The following is a 15,536-nucleotide window of genomic DNA, read 5'->3' as shown; positions in this document are numbered from 1 at the left end:
AAATTTCTTGCAAGATTCCACGAGCGAGCGCGACCGCGACCCGGACTCCGAACCCGCCAGGACCCCGTGTCCGTGTCCGTGTCCGCGGCCGACTCAGGCGATGCGGATGAGCTTCTTGTTCACAAACTCCTCCACGGCGAAGCGGCCCATCTCGCGGCCCGAGCCCGAGCGCTTGACGCCGCCGAACGGCAGCTCCGCGGCATCCCCGAGCACCAGGTTCACCCACACCATCCCGGCGTCGATCGCGTCGGCCACCCGCAGGGCCTGCTCCTGGTCGGTGGTGTAGACGTAGGAGCCGAGCCCGAACGGGGTGTCGTTCGCGAGCCGCACGGCCTCGTCTTCCGACGACACCCGGTAGAGGGCGGCCACGGGCCCGAAGAACTCCTCGCGGTAGGCGTCCATCGCGGGCGTCACGTCGGCGAGCACGGCGGGCGGGAAGAAGTTGCCCGACGGGGTTCCGGATGCCAGCACGGTGGCACCCTGGCTGACGGCGCGTCCCAGCTGCTCCTCGAGACGCGCGGTCGCCGCCTCCGACGACAGCGGTCCGAGCAGGGTGCCCTCGGCCATCGGGTCTGCCGGCTGGGCCTCGGTGAAGACCTCGGTGAACTTCGCGGCGAACTCGTCGTAGAGACCGTCGATCACGATGAAGCGCTTGGCGGCGTTGCAGGACTGGCCGTTGTTGTCGAGGCGGGCGTTGACCGCATCCTGCACCGCCGCATCCAGGTCGTCGGTGGAGAGCAGGATGAACGGGTCGGAGCCGCCGAGCTCGAGCACGACCTTCTTGAGGTGCTTTCCGGCGAGCTCGGCCACGGCGGCGCCGGCGCGCTCGGAGCCGGTCACCGACACGCCCTGCACCCGGGGGTCGGCGATGACGGTGGCGATCTGCTCGTTCGAGGCGTAGATGTTCACGTAGGCGTGGTCGTGGGCCCCGAGCTCGGCTTCGGCGTCGTCGAAGATCTGCGCGACGGCGGCCGCCGACTCGGGGCACTGCGGGGCGTGCTTGAGCAGGATGCTGTTGCCGGCCACGATGTTCGGGCCGGCGAAGCGGGCCACCTGGTAGTACGGGAAGTTCCAGGGCATGATGCCCAGCAGCACGCCGAGACCGGCGCGGCGGATGAACGCCGAACCCGTGCCCTCCTCGAGCGTGATCGGCTCGTCGGCGAGGAAGGCGGCGCCGTTGTCGGCGTAGTACTGGTAGATCGCGGCGGCGAAGTCGACCTCGCCGAGCGCCTGCTCGAGCGGCTTGCCCATCTCGCGCACCACGATCTCGGCGAGCTGCTCGCGGCGTTCGGTGTGCAGGGCCGCCACCCGGGCGATGAGGGCGCCGCGCTCGGCGACCCCCACGCGACGCGACCACGACTCGAACGCCTCCGAGGCGGCGGTGATGGCGCCCTGCAGCGCCTCGTCGGTGATGGTGGGGTACTCGGCCAGGGTCTCGCCCGTGGCGGGGTTGACGACGGCGTAGTGGCTGGTCATGCGAGGTCTCCTTGGTCGGGGTCGGCCGATGCGTGATGGAAGCCTATTCCCCGATCGCCGCCGCGTCTCTCCGGACGCGACCGGCCTCAGAACCCGCCGCCGGCCCCCGAACCCGAGCGGTCGACGTGGCGCGCGGCCTCGGCCAGCCGCACCTCCTCGGAGTGGTGCGGTTGATCGCGCGTGCTCAGCTGGGAGGCGTAGTCGTTGCTGCGGTGGCGGCGCACGCCGATGGCGATGCCGAGTGCCACGACGATCGCGGCGACGACGAGCAGGCTGATCACGATCGCATCCATGAGGTGTTCCTTCCGAGGAGCGCCGCTGAAGGCGCTCCGGCTCGATCTTCGGTCCCTCCATCATCGACCGGTGTCGATCAGGCGTGCGGAACACACACGGCATCCCCAGGCTGCCGCCGGTCGGGAACGCGGCCGACCGCGCCGGATTCAGAGCATCCCCTTCTTCCCCGCCGGTGCCGTTTACGGCACAGTGGAGGCATGACCGACTACAGCGATCCCGCCACGGCGAGCCTGCGCCTCAGCGACACCGAGCGGGCCACCGCCGTCTCCTCCCTCGCTCGCGCGCTCGCCGAGGGGCGCATCACGGCCGACGAGTTCACCGAGCGCTCCGCCGCGGCCAAGGCGGCCGTGCATCGCGGCGACCTCGCGCCCCTGTTCACCGATCTGCCCGACACCGTGCACTCGAGCGGGGCGACCGCCGGAGGCGCGACGCCACCCGGTGCCGCGGGGGCGCCGATTCCGGATGCCGCACCCCCGGCCGCGTTCGCCGTGCCCCCGTCGGCGTCCTCCGCCTACGGCCCTGGGGTCGGAGCGCCCGGTCGTGACAGCTATTCGCGTCCGCGTCCCCTCGGCGGAGCGACCGGCGTCGTCATCGTGAGCGTCACGCCCATCATCGCGCTGCTGTTGTTCCTGTTCTTCGGCTTCGTGTTCCCGGGCGGTTTCGCCTGGTCGTGGATCTTCTGGCTCGCCGTGCCGATCGTCGGCATCATCATCTACGGCCCCGGCGGCCGCCACGACTACGACCGGCGCTGACCCGCGCCCGCTCCGCGCGACGGCTCCGCTAGGCCCCTGAGAGGTACGGCTAGTCCTCCACGCCCGCCCGCACGAGGATCGGCAGGTGGTCGCTCTCACCCTGGGGGAGCGTGTCGATCGAGGCGATGCGCGTGTGCGCCGAGGTCACGAAGTCGAAGTGCCCCTTGAAGTACTTGTAGCGGGCGTAGGTGGGCTTGTCGCTGAACGAGAGCAGGTAGCCGGACTCCTCCATGCGCTCCGAGAGGTTCGCCCGGAACCAGGGGTAGTTGTAGTCGCCGACCATCACGGTGGGCAGTCCGGGGCCCATGATGCGCAGGGCGCTGTGGGCCGCCGCGATCTGCTTGCGCCGCAGGGAGTTCGTGGCGGTGAGCGGCGCCGCGTGGAACGAGCCCACCAGGATCTCCTTGTCGAGCTCCTTGTCGAGGAGCTTCGCCGCCAGCAGGCGCTCGTGCGCCGGCGCCATCACGCGGTCGTGCATCGACTTGCGCAGAGCGAACACGCGGGTGTTGACGAGGTCGAAACGGTCGTCGCGGTAGTAGAGCGCGAGCCCCAGCCGGTTCGTCTTGGTCGAGTCGGCGAGCACGAGGTGGTCGATGCGCTCGGGCATGTCCTCGGTGTCGCACTCCTGCAGGCAGAACACGTCCACGTCGTAGAGCCGCGCGAGGTCGCGCAGCTCCCCGCTGGCGTGGTGCTTGCGGAGGTTGTAACTGATGATGTTCAGTTCGCGTCCCATTGTTCTCCTGGCTCGCACCTTCTGCCGCATCCGTCAAACGCGCCTCGCCTCGCCATTCTGACACGATGCGCCCGAATTGAAGCTGGATGCCCGCCCGGAGCGCAGGAGGGCCGGCCGGAGCGCGGCCTCAGCGCCTCGGCGGCTCAGCGCCCCCGCGTCGCCGGCTCGTAGCGCACGGGCGCGAAGGTCTTCGCCACGATCGCCCGCAGCGCCTCGAGCGACGCCGAGCCGCCCACGCCCACGAGTCCCTGCGCCCGCGCCTGCACGAGCACGTTGCCCACCGCGGTGGCCTCCACGGGCCCGGCGAGCACGGGGCGCCCGGTGCGGTCGGCGGTGAGCTGGCAGAGCAGCGCGTTCTGCGAACCGCCGCCCACCACGTGCACCACGCCGATCTGCTTGCCCGAGAGCTCGGAGGCCTGCTCGAGAGCGAGCGCATAGGCATCCGCGAGGCTCTCGAGAATCGAGCGCACGAACTCGGCCCGGCTCTGCGGCGCCGCCTGGCCGTGGGCGGTGCACCACTCGGCGATGCGCGCCGGCATGTCGCCGGGCGCCGTGAAAACGGGGTCGCCCGCATCGAACACGGGCACCGGCGTCGTGACCGCGGCGGCGGCCGAGATGAGCGTGGGCAGGTCGATCTGCTCGCCCGTGCGCTCCCAGGTGCGCACCGACTCGCTCAGGAGCCACAGCCCCGACACGTTCTTCAGATACCGGATGCGCCCGTCGACTCCGCCTTCATTCGTGAAGTTGGCGGCGCGGCCGGCCTCGGAGACCACCGGATGCTCGAGCTCGACGCCCACGAGCGACCAGGTTCCGCTCGAGATGTAGGCGAAGTCCTCGCCCGCGGCCGGCACGGCCACCACAGCGGAGGCCGTGTCGTGCGAGCCCACCGCGCTCACCGGCAGCGCCGAGCTCGCGCCGATCTCGGCGGCGACCGACGGCAACAGCGTGCCCACCGTCGACCCCGGCTCGACGAGCTTGGGCAGGATGCCGCGGGGCAGCCCCAGCCGCTCGATCAGCGCCGAGTCCCACTGCCCGGTGCTCACGTTGAGGAGCCCCGTGGTGGAGGCGTTCGTCTTCTCGGCGCGCGCCGCACCGGTCAGCCAGTAGTCGATCAGGTCGGGAACGAGCAGCGCGGTCTGCGCCTGCTGCAGCGAACCGGCGAGCTGGTCGGCGGCGAACTGGTAGAGCGTGTTGAACGGCAGGAACTGCAGCCCGTTCGCCGCGTAGAGCTCGGCCGGACCCACGAGGGTGTGGGTGGCGTCGGCGCCCGCCGCGGTGCGCTCATCGCGGTAGTGGTAGGGGTTTCCGAGCATCCGGCCGTCGCGCATCAGGGCGTAGTCGACCGCCCAGGAGTCCACCGCGATGCTGCGGATGTCGGGCTCCTCGCGCACCGCCGAGGCCAGCCCCACGACCACGTTGCGGTAGAGCTCGAGGATGTTCCAGTGCAGGCCGTCGAGGATGCGCACGGGGTTGTTCGGAAAACGCGCCACCGGCACGAGCCGGAGCTCGTCGTGCCCCACGTAGCCGAGCATCACGCGCCCGCTGGTGGCGCCGAGGTCGACGGCGGCGACCGCTGCAGTCATGCGGGCAGCCTAACGGAGGAACGCGGCGGCGACGCCGGCGTCGACCGGGATGTGCAGCCCCGTCGTATGGGTGAGGTCGCTGCCCGTGAGCACAGCGACCGCGTTGGCGACGTGGTCGGGGAGCACCTCGCGCTTCAGCAGGGTGCGCTGGGCGTAGTAGGCGCCCAGCTCCTCCTCGGGCACGCCGTAGACCGCGGCGCGCTTCGCTCCCCAGCCGCTGGAGAAGATGCCCGATCCGCGCACGACGCCGTCGGGGTTGATGCCGTTGACCTTCACGCCGTACTCGCCGAGCTCGGCGGCGAGCAGCCGCACCTGGTGCGCCTGGTCGGCCTTCGTGGCGGAGTAGGCGATGTTGTTGGGGCCGGCGAACACCGAGTTCTTCGACGAGATGTAGATGATGTCGCCGCCCATCTCCTGCTCGATGAGGACCTTCGCCGCGGCCTTCGACACGAGGAACGAGCCCTTGGCCATCACGTCGTGCTGCAGGTCCCAGTCGGCTTCGGTGGTCTCGAGCAGCGGCTTCGAGATCGACAGGCCCGCGTTGTTCACCACGAGGTCGAGCCCGCCGAACTGCAGCAGCGCCGCCTCGATGCCGGCACGGATGTCGGCCTCGCTCGTGACGTTCGCCTGCACGCCGATGGCGACATCCGTGCCGCCGAGCTCGGCCGCGGCGGCCTGTGCCTTCTCGAGGTCGAGGTCGGCGATCACGACGCAGGCGCCCTCCGCGGCGAGGCGGGTGGCGATGGCCTTGCCGATTCCGGATGCGGCGCCCGTCACCAGTGCGACGCGCGTCGCGTGCGACTTGGGCTTCGGCAGGCGCTGGAGCTTCGCCTCCTCGAGGGCCCAGTACTCGATGCGGAACTTCTCCGACTCGTCGATCGGGGCGTAGCTGCTCAGGGCCTCGGCGCCGCGCATCACGTTGATGGCGTTGATGTAGAACTCGCCGGCCACGCGGGCGGTCTGCTTGTTGGCGCCGTAGCTGAACATGCCGACGCCCGGGATGAGTACGATCGCCGGGTCTGCTCCGCGGATCGCGGGGGAGTCGGCGACGGCGTTGCGGTCGTAGTAGGCCTGGTAGTCGGCGCGGTACTCCTCGTGCAGCTCCTTGAGGCGGGCGATGGAGTCCTCGACGGAGGCGTCGGCCGGCAGGTCGAGCACGAGCGGCTTCACCTTGGTGCGCAGGAAGTGGTCGGGGCAGCTGGTGCCGAGGGCGGCGAGGCGGGGATGCTCGGAGCTCGCGAGGAAGTCGAGCACGACCTCGGCGTCGGTGAAGGAGCCGACCTGGGCCTTGTCGGTGGAGGCGAGCCCGCGGATGGTGGGGGCGAGGGCGGCGGCCTTGGCGCGGCGCTCCGCGGCGTCGAGGGGGCCGAAGCCGTCGAGCGCGGGGCCGAAGGGCTCGGCCTTGCCGTTGGCGGCGATGTAGGCGGCGGCGGTGTCGATGATCCAGAGCGAGTTGGCCTCGGCCTCCTCGCTGGTGTCGCCCCACGCGGTGATGCCGTGGCCGCCCAGGATGGTGCCGATCGCATCCGGGTTCTGGCGCTTGATCTCGGCGATGTCGAGTCCGAGCTGGAAGCCGGGGCGGCGCCACGGCACCCAGACGACCTTGTCGCCGAAGACCTTCTTCGTGAGCTCTTCGCCGTCGGCCGCGGTGGCGATGGCGATGCCCGAGTCGGGGTGCAGGTGGTCGACGTGGTTCGCGTCGACGAGGCCGTGCATGGCGGTGTCGATGCTGGGGGCCGCTCCGCCCTTGCCGAAGAGTGTGTAGTCGAAGGCGGCGACCATCTCGTCTTCGCGGTCGACGCCCGGGTAGACGTTCACCAGCGAGCGCAGGCGGTCGACCCGCAGCACGGCGAGGCCGGACTCCTTCAGGGTGCCGAGGTCTCCGCCGGAGCCCTTCACCCACATCAGTTCGACGTCCTCACCGGTGACGGGGTCGGTCTCGAAGCCCTTGGCGGAGGTGTTGCCGCCGGCGTAGTTGGTGTTCTTGGGGTCGGCGCCGAGGCGGTTCGACCGGGCGATGAGCTCTGCAGCGGCGGGGGAGGTCATGGATGCTCCATCGGAAGTCATGAGGACGCGGTCGCGCCCGGGTGTGAACGCGTGTGAACTTCACAAAATATAACAGCGGGATCTGCGAGCGTCAATGCCCGAGCGCCCACTTCGAGAGTATGGAACACTGATGAGCAATCGTCATATTCGAAGTGAGGTCATGATGTCCGACAAGCGGCCACGAGGTACGTCGTTGGGGGCCCGGCTGGCCATGGTCGTGGCGGCTGTCTCATTCGGGGTGCTGCTCGCGCCCACTGCAGCGCACGCGTCCGTGCTCGTCGCCAACGATGACTATTCGTTATTTGCCGATGAGACGTTCACGTCTCCGCCCGGCGGGGGGATCTTCGCCAACGACACCGGCTTCGATCCGGGTGGGCGGTTCGGTGTGTCGGCGAGTCGGCCGGCGCATGGCGAGTTGGTCATCCGGAGCTTGTCGGATGGGGGAATCACCTACGCGCCCGACCCCGGCTTCGTGGGAATCGACACCTTCACTTACTGCGTGACGTCGACGTCGAGCACGAGCTGTGCAAGCGCGTCTGCCACGGTCACTCTCCATGTGACCGCAACAGTGGAGCGCATCGGAGGTGCCGATCGCTACGCGGTCTCGGCCGCGGTCTCTGCGGCGAAGTTCCCCTCCGGCGTCGCCACGGTGTTCGTGGCGTCGGGCGAGGTGTTCCCCGACGCCCTGTCCGCGTCGGGGGCCGCCGGTGCGATCGGCGCGCCGGTGCTGCTCGTGTCGAAGAACGCGATTCCGGATGTGGTCGAGGCCGAGCTCTCCCGCTTGCATCCCCGGAACATCGTGTTGCTCGGCGGGACCGACACGATCGCCGTTACCGTCGAGAGGGCTCTGCAGAATCATGTCGACCCGGGAATGGTGAAACGCATATCCGGAGCAGACCGCTATGCCGTGTCCGCGGGCATCTCGGAGCAGGCTTTCCCTGCGGCTCCTCCGGGCCCCTCGGTCGCCTATGTTGCGTCGGGCGAGGTGTTCGCCGACGCCCTTTCCGGTTCGGCGGCGGCCGGGCTGCTGGGTGCACCGGTGCTGTTGACCGCCAAAGGTGTCCTCCCGCCGGTCGTCTCCGCTGAACTCGCTCGTCTCGCGCCGACGAAGATCGTGATCCTCGGTGGCACGGACTCGATCTCGCCGGCGGTCGAGGCCGAGCTGCAGGCCAGGGCGATCACCACCCGCTTCTCCGGGGCCGATCGCTTCGCCGTGTCCGCTGCCGTTTCGGCGGGAGCCTTCGACCCGTCGAAGGCGCACGTCGTGTTCGTCGCATCCGGTGCGGTGTTCCCCGATGCCCTCTCCGGGTCAGCGGCAGCCATCAGGGTGGGCGCACCGGTGCTGCTCGTGACCAGAGACGACGTTCCGGCGCTCGTCGCCGCGGAGCTCGACCGTGTGAAGCCCAGTCGCATCGTCGTGCTCGGCGGGCCTCTGACAGTCTCCGACGCCACCATCGCCGCATTGCGCTCCCACTTGGCCCAGTAGTCTCCCGCCCCTCGGACATCTGCGGAGGAGGGGGGGTCAGCGGAGCTCGACGAGGGGGCGCAGGGCGTCGAGGCGCGGGTCGCGGGGGTCGAGCTCGGTGATGACGATGGAGATGTCGCTCCAGGGGATGCCCGCCGACATCGCGCGGCGATCGAGCTTCGAGGAGTTGATGAGCAGCACGGTCTCGCGGGCGGCCCGTACGAGCTCGCGCTTCACCTGGGCCTCCTCGATGATCGCCTCGCTCGTGCCGCGCTCGCCGTCGGCCGCGGAGGCCGAGGTGAAGAAGCGGTCGTAGTTGAGCATCGCCGCGGCGGCGCAGGCGATCGGCCCCACGAAGCTCTCGGTGCGCGGCTCGAGCTCGCCGCCGAGCAGGATCGCCCGCGTGTTGCGCAGGGCGCGGGCGCGGGCGTGGTTGTGGGCCGAGTTCGTGGCGATCACGAGATCGGTGGTCGTGGCGGCGCGCAGCTGGGCGATCAGGTGGCCCGAGGTCGACGAGGCGTCGACCGCGATCGAGCCGCTCGAGGGCACCAGATCGAGCGCCTTGCGGGCGATCTCGGTCTTCGCGGCGTCGTCGACGCCCTGGCGCTCGGTGAACGACCGCGCCTTCACCGTGGCGACGGCGCCGCCGCGCACCCGCACCACGACGCCCTCGAGCTCGAGCGACTCGAGGTCCCGCCGAACGGTCATCGTGGAGACGCCGAGTTCGGCCGCGGCGTCGTCGAGCCGGATCACGCCGTGCGCGTCGAGCCGCGCGAGCAGGCGCTCGCGCCGTTCGGCGCCGATCACGGAGGGCATGGCGAAACCCTACAGCGCTGCGCGAAGGCGCCAGCCAACGAATCTCATTCCCTCGGAAAGGGAGCCGGCGGAGCAGTCGGCGGTGCGGCCGGGCGCTGGGTGGCGATGGCGGTGCCGGCGGCGAGGCAGACGATCGCGATGGCCACGACCTCGAGGGTCGTGAACTGCTCGCTCAGGATGAGCCAGCCGAAGACCGCGGCCACCACCGGGCCGAAGGCGGTGATGATGGCGTACAGCCGCGGCGTGATGCGGCGCAGGATGACGGTGTCGAGACTGTAGGGCAACGCCGACGAGAGCACCCCCACGCCCACGAGCAGTGCGAGCACCCGCCCGTCGATGGCCGCCACGTCGAGCGTGACGACGGCGAGCGGCAGCAGGATGACCAGACTCACCACGCTCGCGACCGTGAGTCCCTCGAGCCCGGGCAGCCGCGTCGCCACCCGGCGCGTGAGCACGATGTAGAAGGCCCAGGCGGCCGCCGCCGTGAGGGCGAGCGCGATGCCCCAGGCTTCGATGGTGCCGTCGAAACCGGTGAGCAGAAAGACGCCGGCACCGGCGGCCACCGCGCAGAGCGCATCCAGGAGCCGGCGCGAGCTCACGAGCGCGAGTGTGAGCGGTCCGAGGAACTCGATGGTGGCGGCGACGCCGAGCCCCAGCAGGTGAACGGCCTCGTAGAACGAGAGGTTCATCACGGCGAGGACGACCCCGAGCGCCACCGCCGGCCAGAGCCGCCGCCAGGTGAACTCGGCGCGCTTCGGCCGGTAGAAGGGCAGCACCGCGACGGCCATGACGAGCTGCCGCACGGCCACCACCACGAACGCGCCCACCACCGGGATGACCAGCCCGGCGAGTGCCGAGCCCAGGTTGATGCTCACCTCGGTGCCGAGCTGGGTCGCCGCTCCCACGGCGCTGCGCCGCCGGGCCTCGGCGTGCGCTGCCTGCGCTGCCTGCGCGTCGCCCGCGGTTGCGCTGGTCTCGGTCACCCCTCGACCCTATGCGTCTCAGCGTGCGGCGGAAGAATCCCGCGGCGCAGGCGGCACGGGCGGTGCCGGTGGCGCCGGTGCCGCGGTCGAACCGTCGAGGGTCGTGACGCGGAGCGTGACCGAAGCCGCCGTGCCGGCATCCGTCGCCCCCGAGGCGACCCCCGCGGCCACCTCCGCCGCGATCGCCTGGGCTGCGCTCGCCGCCGCCGCGTCGGCCACCGTGATCTGGAGCGTCTGCGCGGGCGCGATGTCCCCGACGGGCTCCACCACCCAGACGTCGGCGGCGGCGAGGGGCACCTCGGCGGCGATCGTCCGCCAGAGCGCAACCGCCGCATCGGCCGGCGCGTCGGGCTCGGCCGTCACGGCGAACAGCCCGTCGTCGCTGACGGCCCGGAACTCGAGGTTCGACTGCACCCCGCCCGCGTCGGCGGCCAGTGCGAGCAGGTGCTCGACGGCGCCCAGCAGCACGGCGGGTTCCGAGCTCGCGAGCGTCACGCAGTAGAAGGTGCCGCAGGGCGCGTTGCCGCGCGCGCCCACGGCGAGGTAGCGCGGATCGTGCCGCAGGCCCAGGAACACCGCGAGCGTCGCTGCGCCGCCGAGCTCGGAGAACGCCTGGTTCTCTCCCAGATGCCAGTTGAGCGACGGATGCTCCCAGCCGGCATCCCGGGCCCGCCGCTCGGCCGCGCCGGTGAGGGCCGTGAGCTCCTCGTCGGAGATCGCCGGATCGACCCGCACCAGGAAGGAGACGCCATGGTTCCAGGGATCGGTGGACACCGACGACTCGGCGCTCTCGACGTGCGGCTGCGCGCCGATCCAGTCGGCGACCTGCCGCGCGTCGCCCGCTCCCGGCTCCGCGCATCCGCTCAGCCCGGCGGCGCTCGCGGCGAGCAGCGCCACCAGCGCGAACGCGGTCGGAAGTGAGCGGCGGGACCTCATGGCCCGACCCTAGTCCGAACCCGACGATTTGTCAGCTTACCCGTGTTCCCCGTCCGTCACCATGCCCGGGTAGTGCCCTCCAGCCGCGCCCCCAGCGCCCGCAGCAGCGGGGCGATCTTCGTGTGGGTCTCGTCGATCTCGAGTTCGGGTCGGGAGAGCGCCGTGATGCCTCCGCCCGAGCCGATGCTCACCCGCGGGCCGTCGAGCACGATGGTGCGGATGGTCATCGCCAGCTGCAGCGATCCGTCGATCGCGAGAACGCCGAAGGCCCCGGCGTAAGCGCCCCGCGGCCCCGCTTCGAGCCCGTGCAGGATGCGCATGGCCGACTCCTTCGGCGCCCCGGTCATCGAGCCCGCCGGGAAGGCGCTCCGCAGCAGCTCGCCGGTGCCGCACTCGCGCCGCAACCGGCCGACCACCGTGCTCACGAGCTGGAAGACGTTCGGATGCGCCTCCACCGCGAACAGCGAGGTCACCGCCACCGAGCCCAGCTTGCACACCGCCCCGAGGTCGTTGCGCATGAGGTCGACGATCATCAGGTTCTCGGCGAGCTCCTTCTCGTCGCCGCGCAACTCCGCGCGCAGGCGGTCGTCGTCGGCGCGGTCGCGCCCGCGGGGCCGCGTGCCCTTGATGGGCCGGGTGGTCACCTCGCCCTGCGCGGTCACGTCGAGGAACACCTCGGGGCTCGAGCTCAGCAGCGCGCGCTCCCCGGCCACCACGAGGCCGCCGTGGCCCGACGGGTTCGCTCGCCGCAGCCGGCGGTAGACCGTGACGGGCGATTCCTCCGTCGTGGTCTCGAAGCGGTTGGTGAGGCACAGCTGGTAGGCGTCGCCCGCGGTGATGCGCTCCTGACAGCGCTCGATCAGGCGATGGTAGTCCGCGGCCGGATGCCGGGCGCTCACCGGCCCGAGCTCGGGGGCGGGCGGCGGGTCCGCGGCTTCGCGGCCGGCGAGCGCGTGGAGGGCGTCGACGGTCTCTCGCAGCCAGCGCGCCTCCGCGTTCTCCGCGGCCTCGGGGCCGGGGCCGGGGCCGGCGGCGTCGCGCCCGCCCGCTTCCTTCTCGCCCGCGCTGCGCAGCCAGGAGATCCGGATGCGCCGGGCCGCATGATCGAAGGCGATCTGCCGCGGAGCGAACAGCAGCACCGTGTCGGGCACGCCCACGCTCGCGTGCGGCACGCCGAGCGCGCGGGCGCCGCTCTCGTAGCCGAGCCAGCCGGCCCAGCCGAGTGCGACGCCGTCGGGGAGGGGTTCGCGCCGGCCGCGCAGACTCGTGCGGCCGAGCGTCGGCAGCACCGACTCGCCCACGAAGGCGGCGCGGCCGGAGGACGGATGCTGCAGCGTCGCCGAACCGAGGTCGGGATCGCCGAACAGCGTGTAGGCATCCGCGCAGCCGTCGAGCACCGCGAGGAACGACCAGCCCGCGGTGGCGTCGGGGCCGGCGTCGAGCCAGTAGGCGTACTCGGCGCTCGCGGCGAAGTGGAGGAAGGCGAGCTCGGGGTCGACCCAGATCTCGAGCATGCGCGTCTCGAGCGGGGCCGCGGCGAGGCGCTCGAGATCGTCGGGGAGCCGGGTGAGCGCGGTGGTGGCCACGGTGCCGTCCTCTCTCGGTGTGCTCCCTGCAGTCTGCCACCGGCGTCAGCCGGCGGGCGGATGCGGAGGACGTGGTCCCCGCGAGAGGGAGCAGGCGCGGGAGGGCGCACCCGACCATCCGGGGCTCGCGCTCATCGCCGCCACCGAGATCGTGGTCAGGCTCGTGCTGCCTCGCCCTCCGCGCGCACGGCGCGAGGCCGGGTCTCCTCCGAACCGGCGGCGCCGCCGGCACCCGCGGCGCCGCCGGCACCCGCGGCGCCGACCGACTCGGCCGGCGCCTCCGAGCGGAACGAGTGGGTTCCCGCCCCGACCTCCACGGGCGCGTCCCAGCCCGGCAGCAGCACCGTGCCCGTGGTGCCCGTGGGCAGCGACACCACGGCCTCGAACGCGCCGTCGGCCAGCGTCCACGAGATCGACACCGGGCCGTAGGGCGACTCGTGCCGGGCGGCGGCGCTCGTGAGCCCGCCCCCCGGGCGGGGCGCGAACTCAACGCGCCGGTAACCGGGGGCGGCGGGGGCGAGCCCGGCCACCACGCGGTGCAGCCAGTCGGCGACCGCGCCCAGCGCGTAGTGGTTGAAGGAGGTCATCGTCCCCGGGTTCACGGTGCCGTCGGGGAGCATGCTGTCCCAGCGCTCCCACACCGTGGTCGCCCCCTGCTTCACCTGGTAGAGCCACGAGGGGCACTCCTCCTCGAGCAGCAGCTCGTAGGCCTTGTCGTCGTGGCCGGTGAGCGTGAGCGCATCCGACACCACGGGCGTGCCGGCGAAGCCCGTGGCGATGCGGTTCTGCGCCTCGGTCACGAGCTCGGCGAGGCGGGCCCCGGCGAGGGAACGCTCCGCCTCCGGCAGCAGCTCGAAGCGGATGGCGAGGGCGTAGGCGGTCTGGGCGTCGCTCGTGAGCCGCCCGCTCCCGTCGGGCACGAGGTACTCCCGCACGAAGGCGGCCTTCACCGCGCGCGCGAGCTCGCCGTAGTGCACCGCGTCGCCCTCGCGGCCGAGCACGGCGGCGGTGCGCGCCAGATGTTCTGCAGACCAGGCGAAGTACGCCGTGGCCACGAGGTAGCGGTCGGTCTTCGCGTCGGCCGGGTCCTGCGGCGGAGCGGCCGGGTCGAGCCAGTCGCCGAGCTGGAAGCCCTCGTTCCAGAGGTGGTCGTCGCCGGCCAGGCGGTCGACGAGGTCGACCCAGCGCCGCGCGCTCTCGTACTGCCGCTCGAGGATGCCGGCGTCGCCGAAGCGCTCGTAGAGCACCCAGGGCGTGAGCACCGCCGCGTCGCCCCACACGGCGCCGGGCTGGATGGGCGTCCACATCCGGTGCGCCGGGATGACGGGCACGTACCAGGGCACCGTGCCGTCGGGCAGCTGCTCGATGGCCACGTCGCGCAGCCACGAGTCGAGCATGCCCGAGCAGTCGTAGAGGAAGGATGCGGTCGGCGCGAACACCTGGATGTCGCCCGTCCAGCCCACGCGCTCGTCGCGCTGCGGGCAGTCGGTGGGGATGTCGAGGAAGTTGCCCCGCATGCCCCACACCACGTTGGCGTGCAGCTGGTCGACGAGGGGATCGGAGGAGGAGAACCATCCGGTGCGCTCCATGTCTGTGTGGTACACCCGTGCCACGACGTCGCCGCGCGCGACGGCCGCTTCGAGGTCGCCGGGCCAGCCGTCGACCTGGGCGTACTGGAAGCCGTGGATGGTGAAGCGCGGCTCCCATTCCTCGACCTCGCGGCCGGCCAGCGTGTAGACATCCGTCGACTTCGCCGTGCGCAGCGGGCGGGTGTAGAGCTCGCCGTCCTGCATCACCTCGGCGGTGGAGATCGTGACCGTGTCGCCCGAGAAGCCGGCGACCCGGAACCGGATGCGCCCCACGAGGTTCTGCCCGAAATCGAGCACCGCCTTGCCGCTCGGCGTGGTGAGTACGCGAACCGGTGCGATCTCCTCGGTGCAGCGCACGGGCGGCCCCACGGGGGCGACGAGGGTGGCCGGGTCGCGAACGCCGACCTTCACCGGCGTCCAGCGGCTGTCGTCGAAGCCGGGCGACGACCAGCCGGCCTGCTCGTCGCGGGCGTCGTAGACCTCGCCGTCGTAGTTGCCGCTCGACACGATCGGGCCGAACGCGGCGCGCCAGCTCGCATCCGTCGCCACCGTCTGCACCGAGCCGTCGGCGTAGCGCAGCTCGAGCTGGGCGATGAGGCCGATGTCGCTGCCGAAGAGGTTGTGGAAGCCGCCGTACCAGCCCAGACGCCCGCGGTACCAGCCGTCGCCGAGCCAGGAGCCGATGGCGTTCGCTCCGGCGCCCACGAGGTGGGTGACGTCGTAGCTGTGGTACTTCAAGCGCGAGCCGTAGACGGTCCAGCCCGGGGCCATCGCCTCGGCGCCCACCCGGGTGCCGTTGATCTCCACCTCGTACACCCCGTGGGCCGTCACGTAGAGGCGGGCGCTGAGCGGGACATCCGGGGTCTCGAAGCCGGTGCGCACGAGCGGCGGCCGCCGGGTGTCCGACTCGGCCTCTTCCGGCCAGGCGCCCCCCACGGGCTGCGCCACCCAGTCGGTGGGCTCGAGCAAGCCCGCCTCGAGGGTCGTGGGATCGCTCCACGCCGAGACGGCACCGTCGTCGCCGGCCACGCGGATGCGCACGGTCGCGGCCTCGCGGGAGACCAGCGCGAGAAAGGGCCACTCCACGAGCACCGACTCGCCCGAATCGACGAACGCCGTCGCCCGGCCCGTCGTGCGCACCACCTCGACCTCGTACGAGCGCTGGCGCCAGCCAGCGGGCGCTGTGGTCTTCCAGGAGAGGCGCGGGCGTGACTCGCCGATGCCGAGGGGCTGCCTGTGGTGCTCGATGGTGGGCGCGTGTGGTGTGACCGTCATTG

12 protein-coding genes are annotated in these 15,536 nt (G+C 71.7%); 2 read left to right on the top strand and 10 right to left on the bottom strand.

What is annotated here, in order from left to right:
• Positions 1-93 precede the first annotated feature (93 nt).
• On the bottom strand, positions 94-1,476 hold the full coding sequence (locus tag VD659_RS06685; RefSeq protein WP_423260349.1) for an NAD-dependent succinate-semialdehyde dehydrogenase: 1,383 nt from the start codon (positions 1,474-1,476) through the stop codon (positions 94-96).
• A gap of 86 nt (positions 1,477-1,562) precedes the next feature.
• A complete protein-coding gene (locus tag VD659_RS06680) occupies positions 1,563-1,769 on the bottom strand; it encodes a hypothetical protein (protein WP_423260348.1) in 207 nt (68 codons plus the stop codon).
• Between the two features lie 198 nt (positions 1,770-1,967).
• Between VD659_RS06680 and VD659_RS06675 the strand changes: the two genes are divergently transcribed.
• Positions 1,968-2,522, top strand: a complete 555-nt coding sequence (locus VD659_RS06675) for a DUF1707 SHOCT-like domain-containing protein (protein ID WP_423260347.1) — start codon at positions 1,968-1,970, stop codon at positions 2,520-2,522.
• A gap of 49 nt (positions 2,523-2,571) precedes the next feature.
• On the opposite strand, the gene VD659_RS06670 is transcribed toward VD659_RS06675, so the two are convergent.
• The 3 genes from VD659_RS06670 to VD659_RS06660 all read right to left on the bottom strand — a co-directional run bounded on the left by VD659_RS06670 (position 2,572) and on the right by VD659_RS06660 (position 6,884).
• A complete protein-coding gene (locus VD659_RS06670; protein WP_423260346.1) occupies positions 2,572-3,255 on the bottom strand; it encodes an endonuclease/exonuclease/phosphatase family protein in 684 nt (227 codons plus the stop codon).
• 143 nt (positions 3,256-3,398) lie between these two features.
• The gene (locus tag VD659_RS06665) at positions 3,399-4,838 is read right to left on the bottom strand and encodes a rhamnulokinase (RefSeq protein WP_423260345.1); all 1,440 of its coding nucleotides are present in this window, start codon (positions 4,836-4,838) and stop codon (positions 3,399-3,401) included.
• A 9-nt stretch (positions 4,839-4,847) separates the two neighbouring features.
• Positions 4,848-6,884, bottom strand: coding sequence for a bifunctional aldolase/short-chain dehydrogenase (locus VD659_RS06660; protein ID WP_423260344.1), 2,037 nt, complete (start codon positions 6,882-6,884; stop codon positions 4,848-4,850).
• Between the two features lie 94 nt (positions 6,885-6,978).
• Here VD659_RS06660 and VD659_RS06655 point away from each other — a divergent pair, with 94 nt between their 5' ends.
• On the top strand, positions 6,979-8,370 hold the full coding sequence (locus VD659_RS06655) for a cell wall-binding repeat-containing protein (protein ID WP_423260343.1): 1,392 nt from the start codon (positions 6,979-6,981) through the stop codon (positions 8,368-8,370).
• Between the two features lie 36 nt (positions 8,371-8,406).
• On the opposite strand, the gene VD659_RS06650 is transcribed toward VD659_RS06655, so the two are convergent.
• From VD659_RS06650 to VD659_RS06630, 5 genes are all read right to left on the bottom strand, one after another.
• Complete coding sequence (locus VD659_RS06650) at positions 8,407-9,165, bottom strand: DeoR/GlpR family DNA-binding transcription regulator (RefSeq protein WP_423260342.1); 759 nt, start codon at positions 9,163-9,165, stop codon at positions 8,407-8,409.
• A 44-nt stretch (positions 9,166-9,209) separates the two neighbouring features.
• Positions 9,210-10,148 carry an EamA family transporter gene (locus VD659_RS06645; RefSeq protein WP_423260341.1) on the bottom strand — a complete coding sequence of 313 codons (939 nt, stop codon included), beginning with the start codon at positions 10,146-10,148 and terminating at the stop codon, positions 9,210-9,212.
• 18 nt (positions 10,149-10,166) lie between these two features.
• Positions 10,167-11,084 (bottom strand): hypothetical protein, encoded by a 918-nt coding sequence (locus tag VD659_RS06640; protein ID WP_423260340.1) that lies wholly within the window; start codon positions 11,082-11,084, stop codon positions 10,167-10,169.
• A gap of 56 nt (positions 11,085-11,140) precedes the next feature.
• Positions 11,141-12,670, bottom strand: a complete 1,530-nt coding sequence (locus VD659_RS06635; RefSeq protein WP_423260339.1) for an anthranilate synthase component I family protein — start codon at positions 12,668-12,670, stop codon at positions 11,141-11,143.
• 155 nt (positions 12,671-12,825) lie between these two features.
• Entirely contained in the window at positions 12,826-15,534 is a 2,709-nt protein-coding gene (locus VD659_RS06630) for a family 78 glycoside hydrolase catalytic domain (RefSeq protein WP_423260338.1), read from the bottom strand.
• Between the last annotated feature and the right edge of the window lie 2 nt (positions 15,535-15,536).

It is taken from the genome of Herbiconiux sp. 11R-BC (genome assembly GCF_049472555.1).
In the GTDB taxonomy this organism is placed as follows: Bacteria; Actinomycetota; Actinomycetes; order Actinomycetales; family Microbacteriaceae; genus Herbiconiux.
The sequence above is the reverse complement of the archived record's forward strand: the minus strand, read 5'-3'. Positions and strand labels throughout refer to the sequence as shown.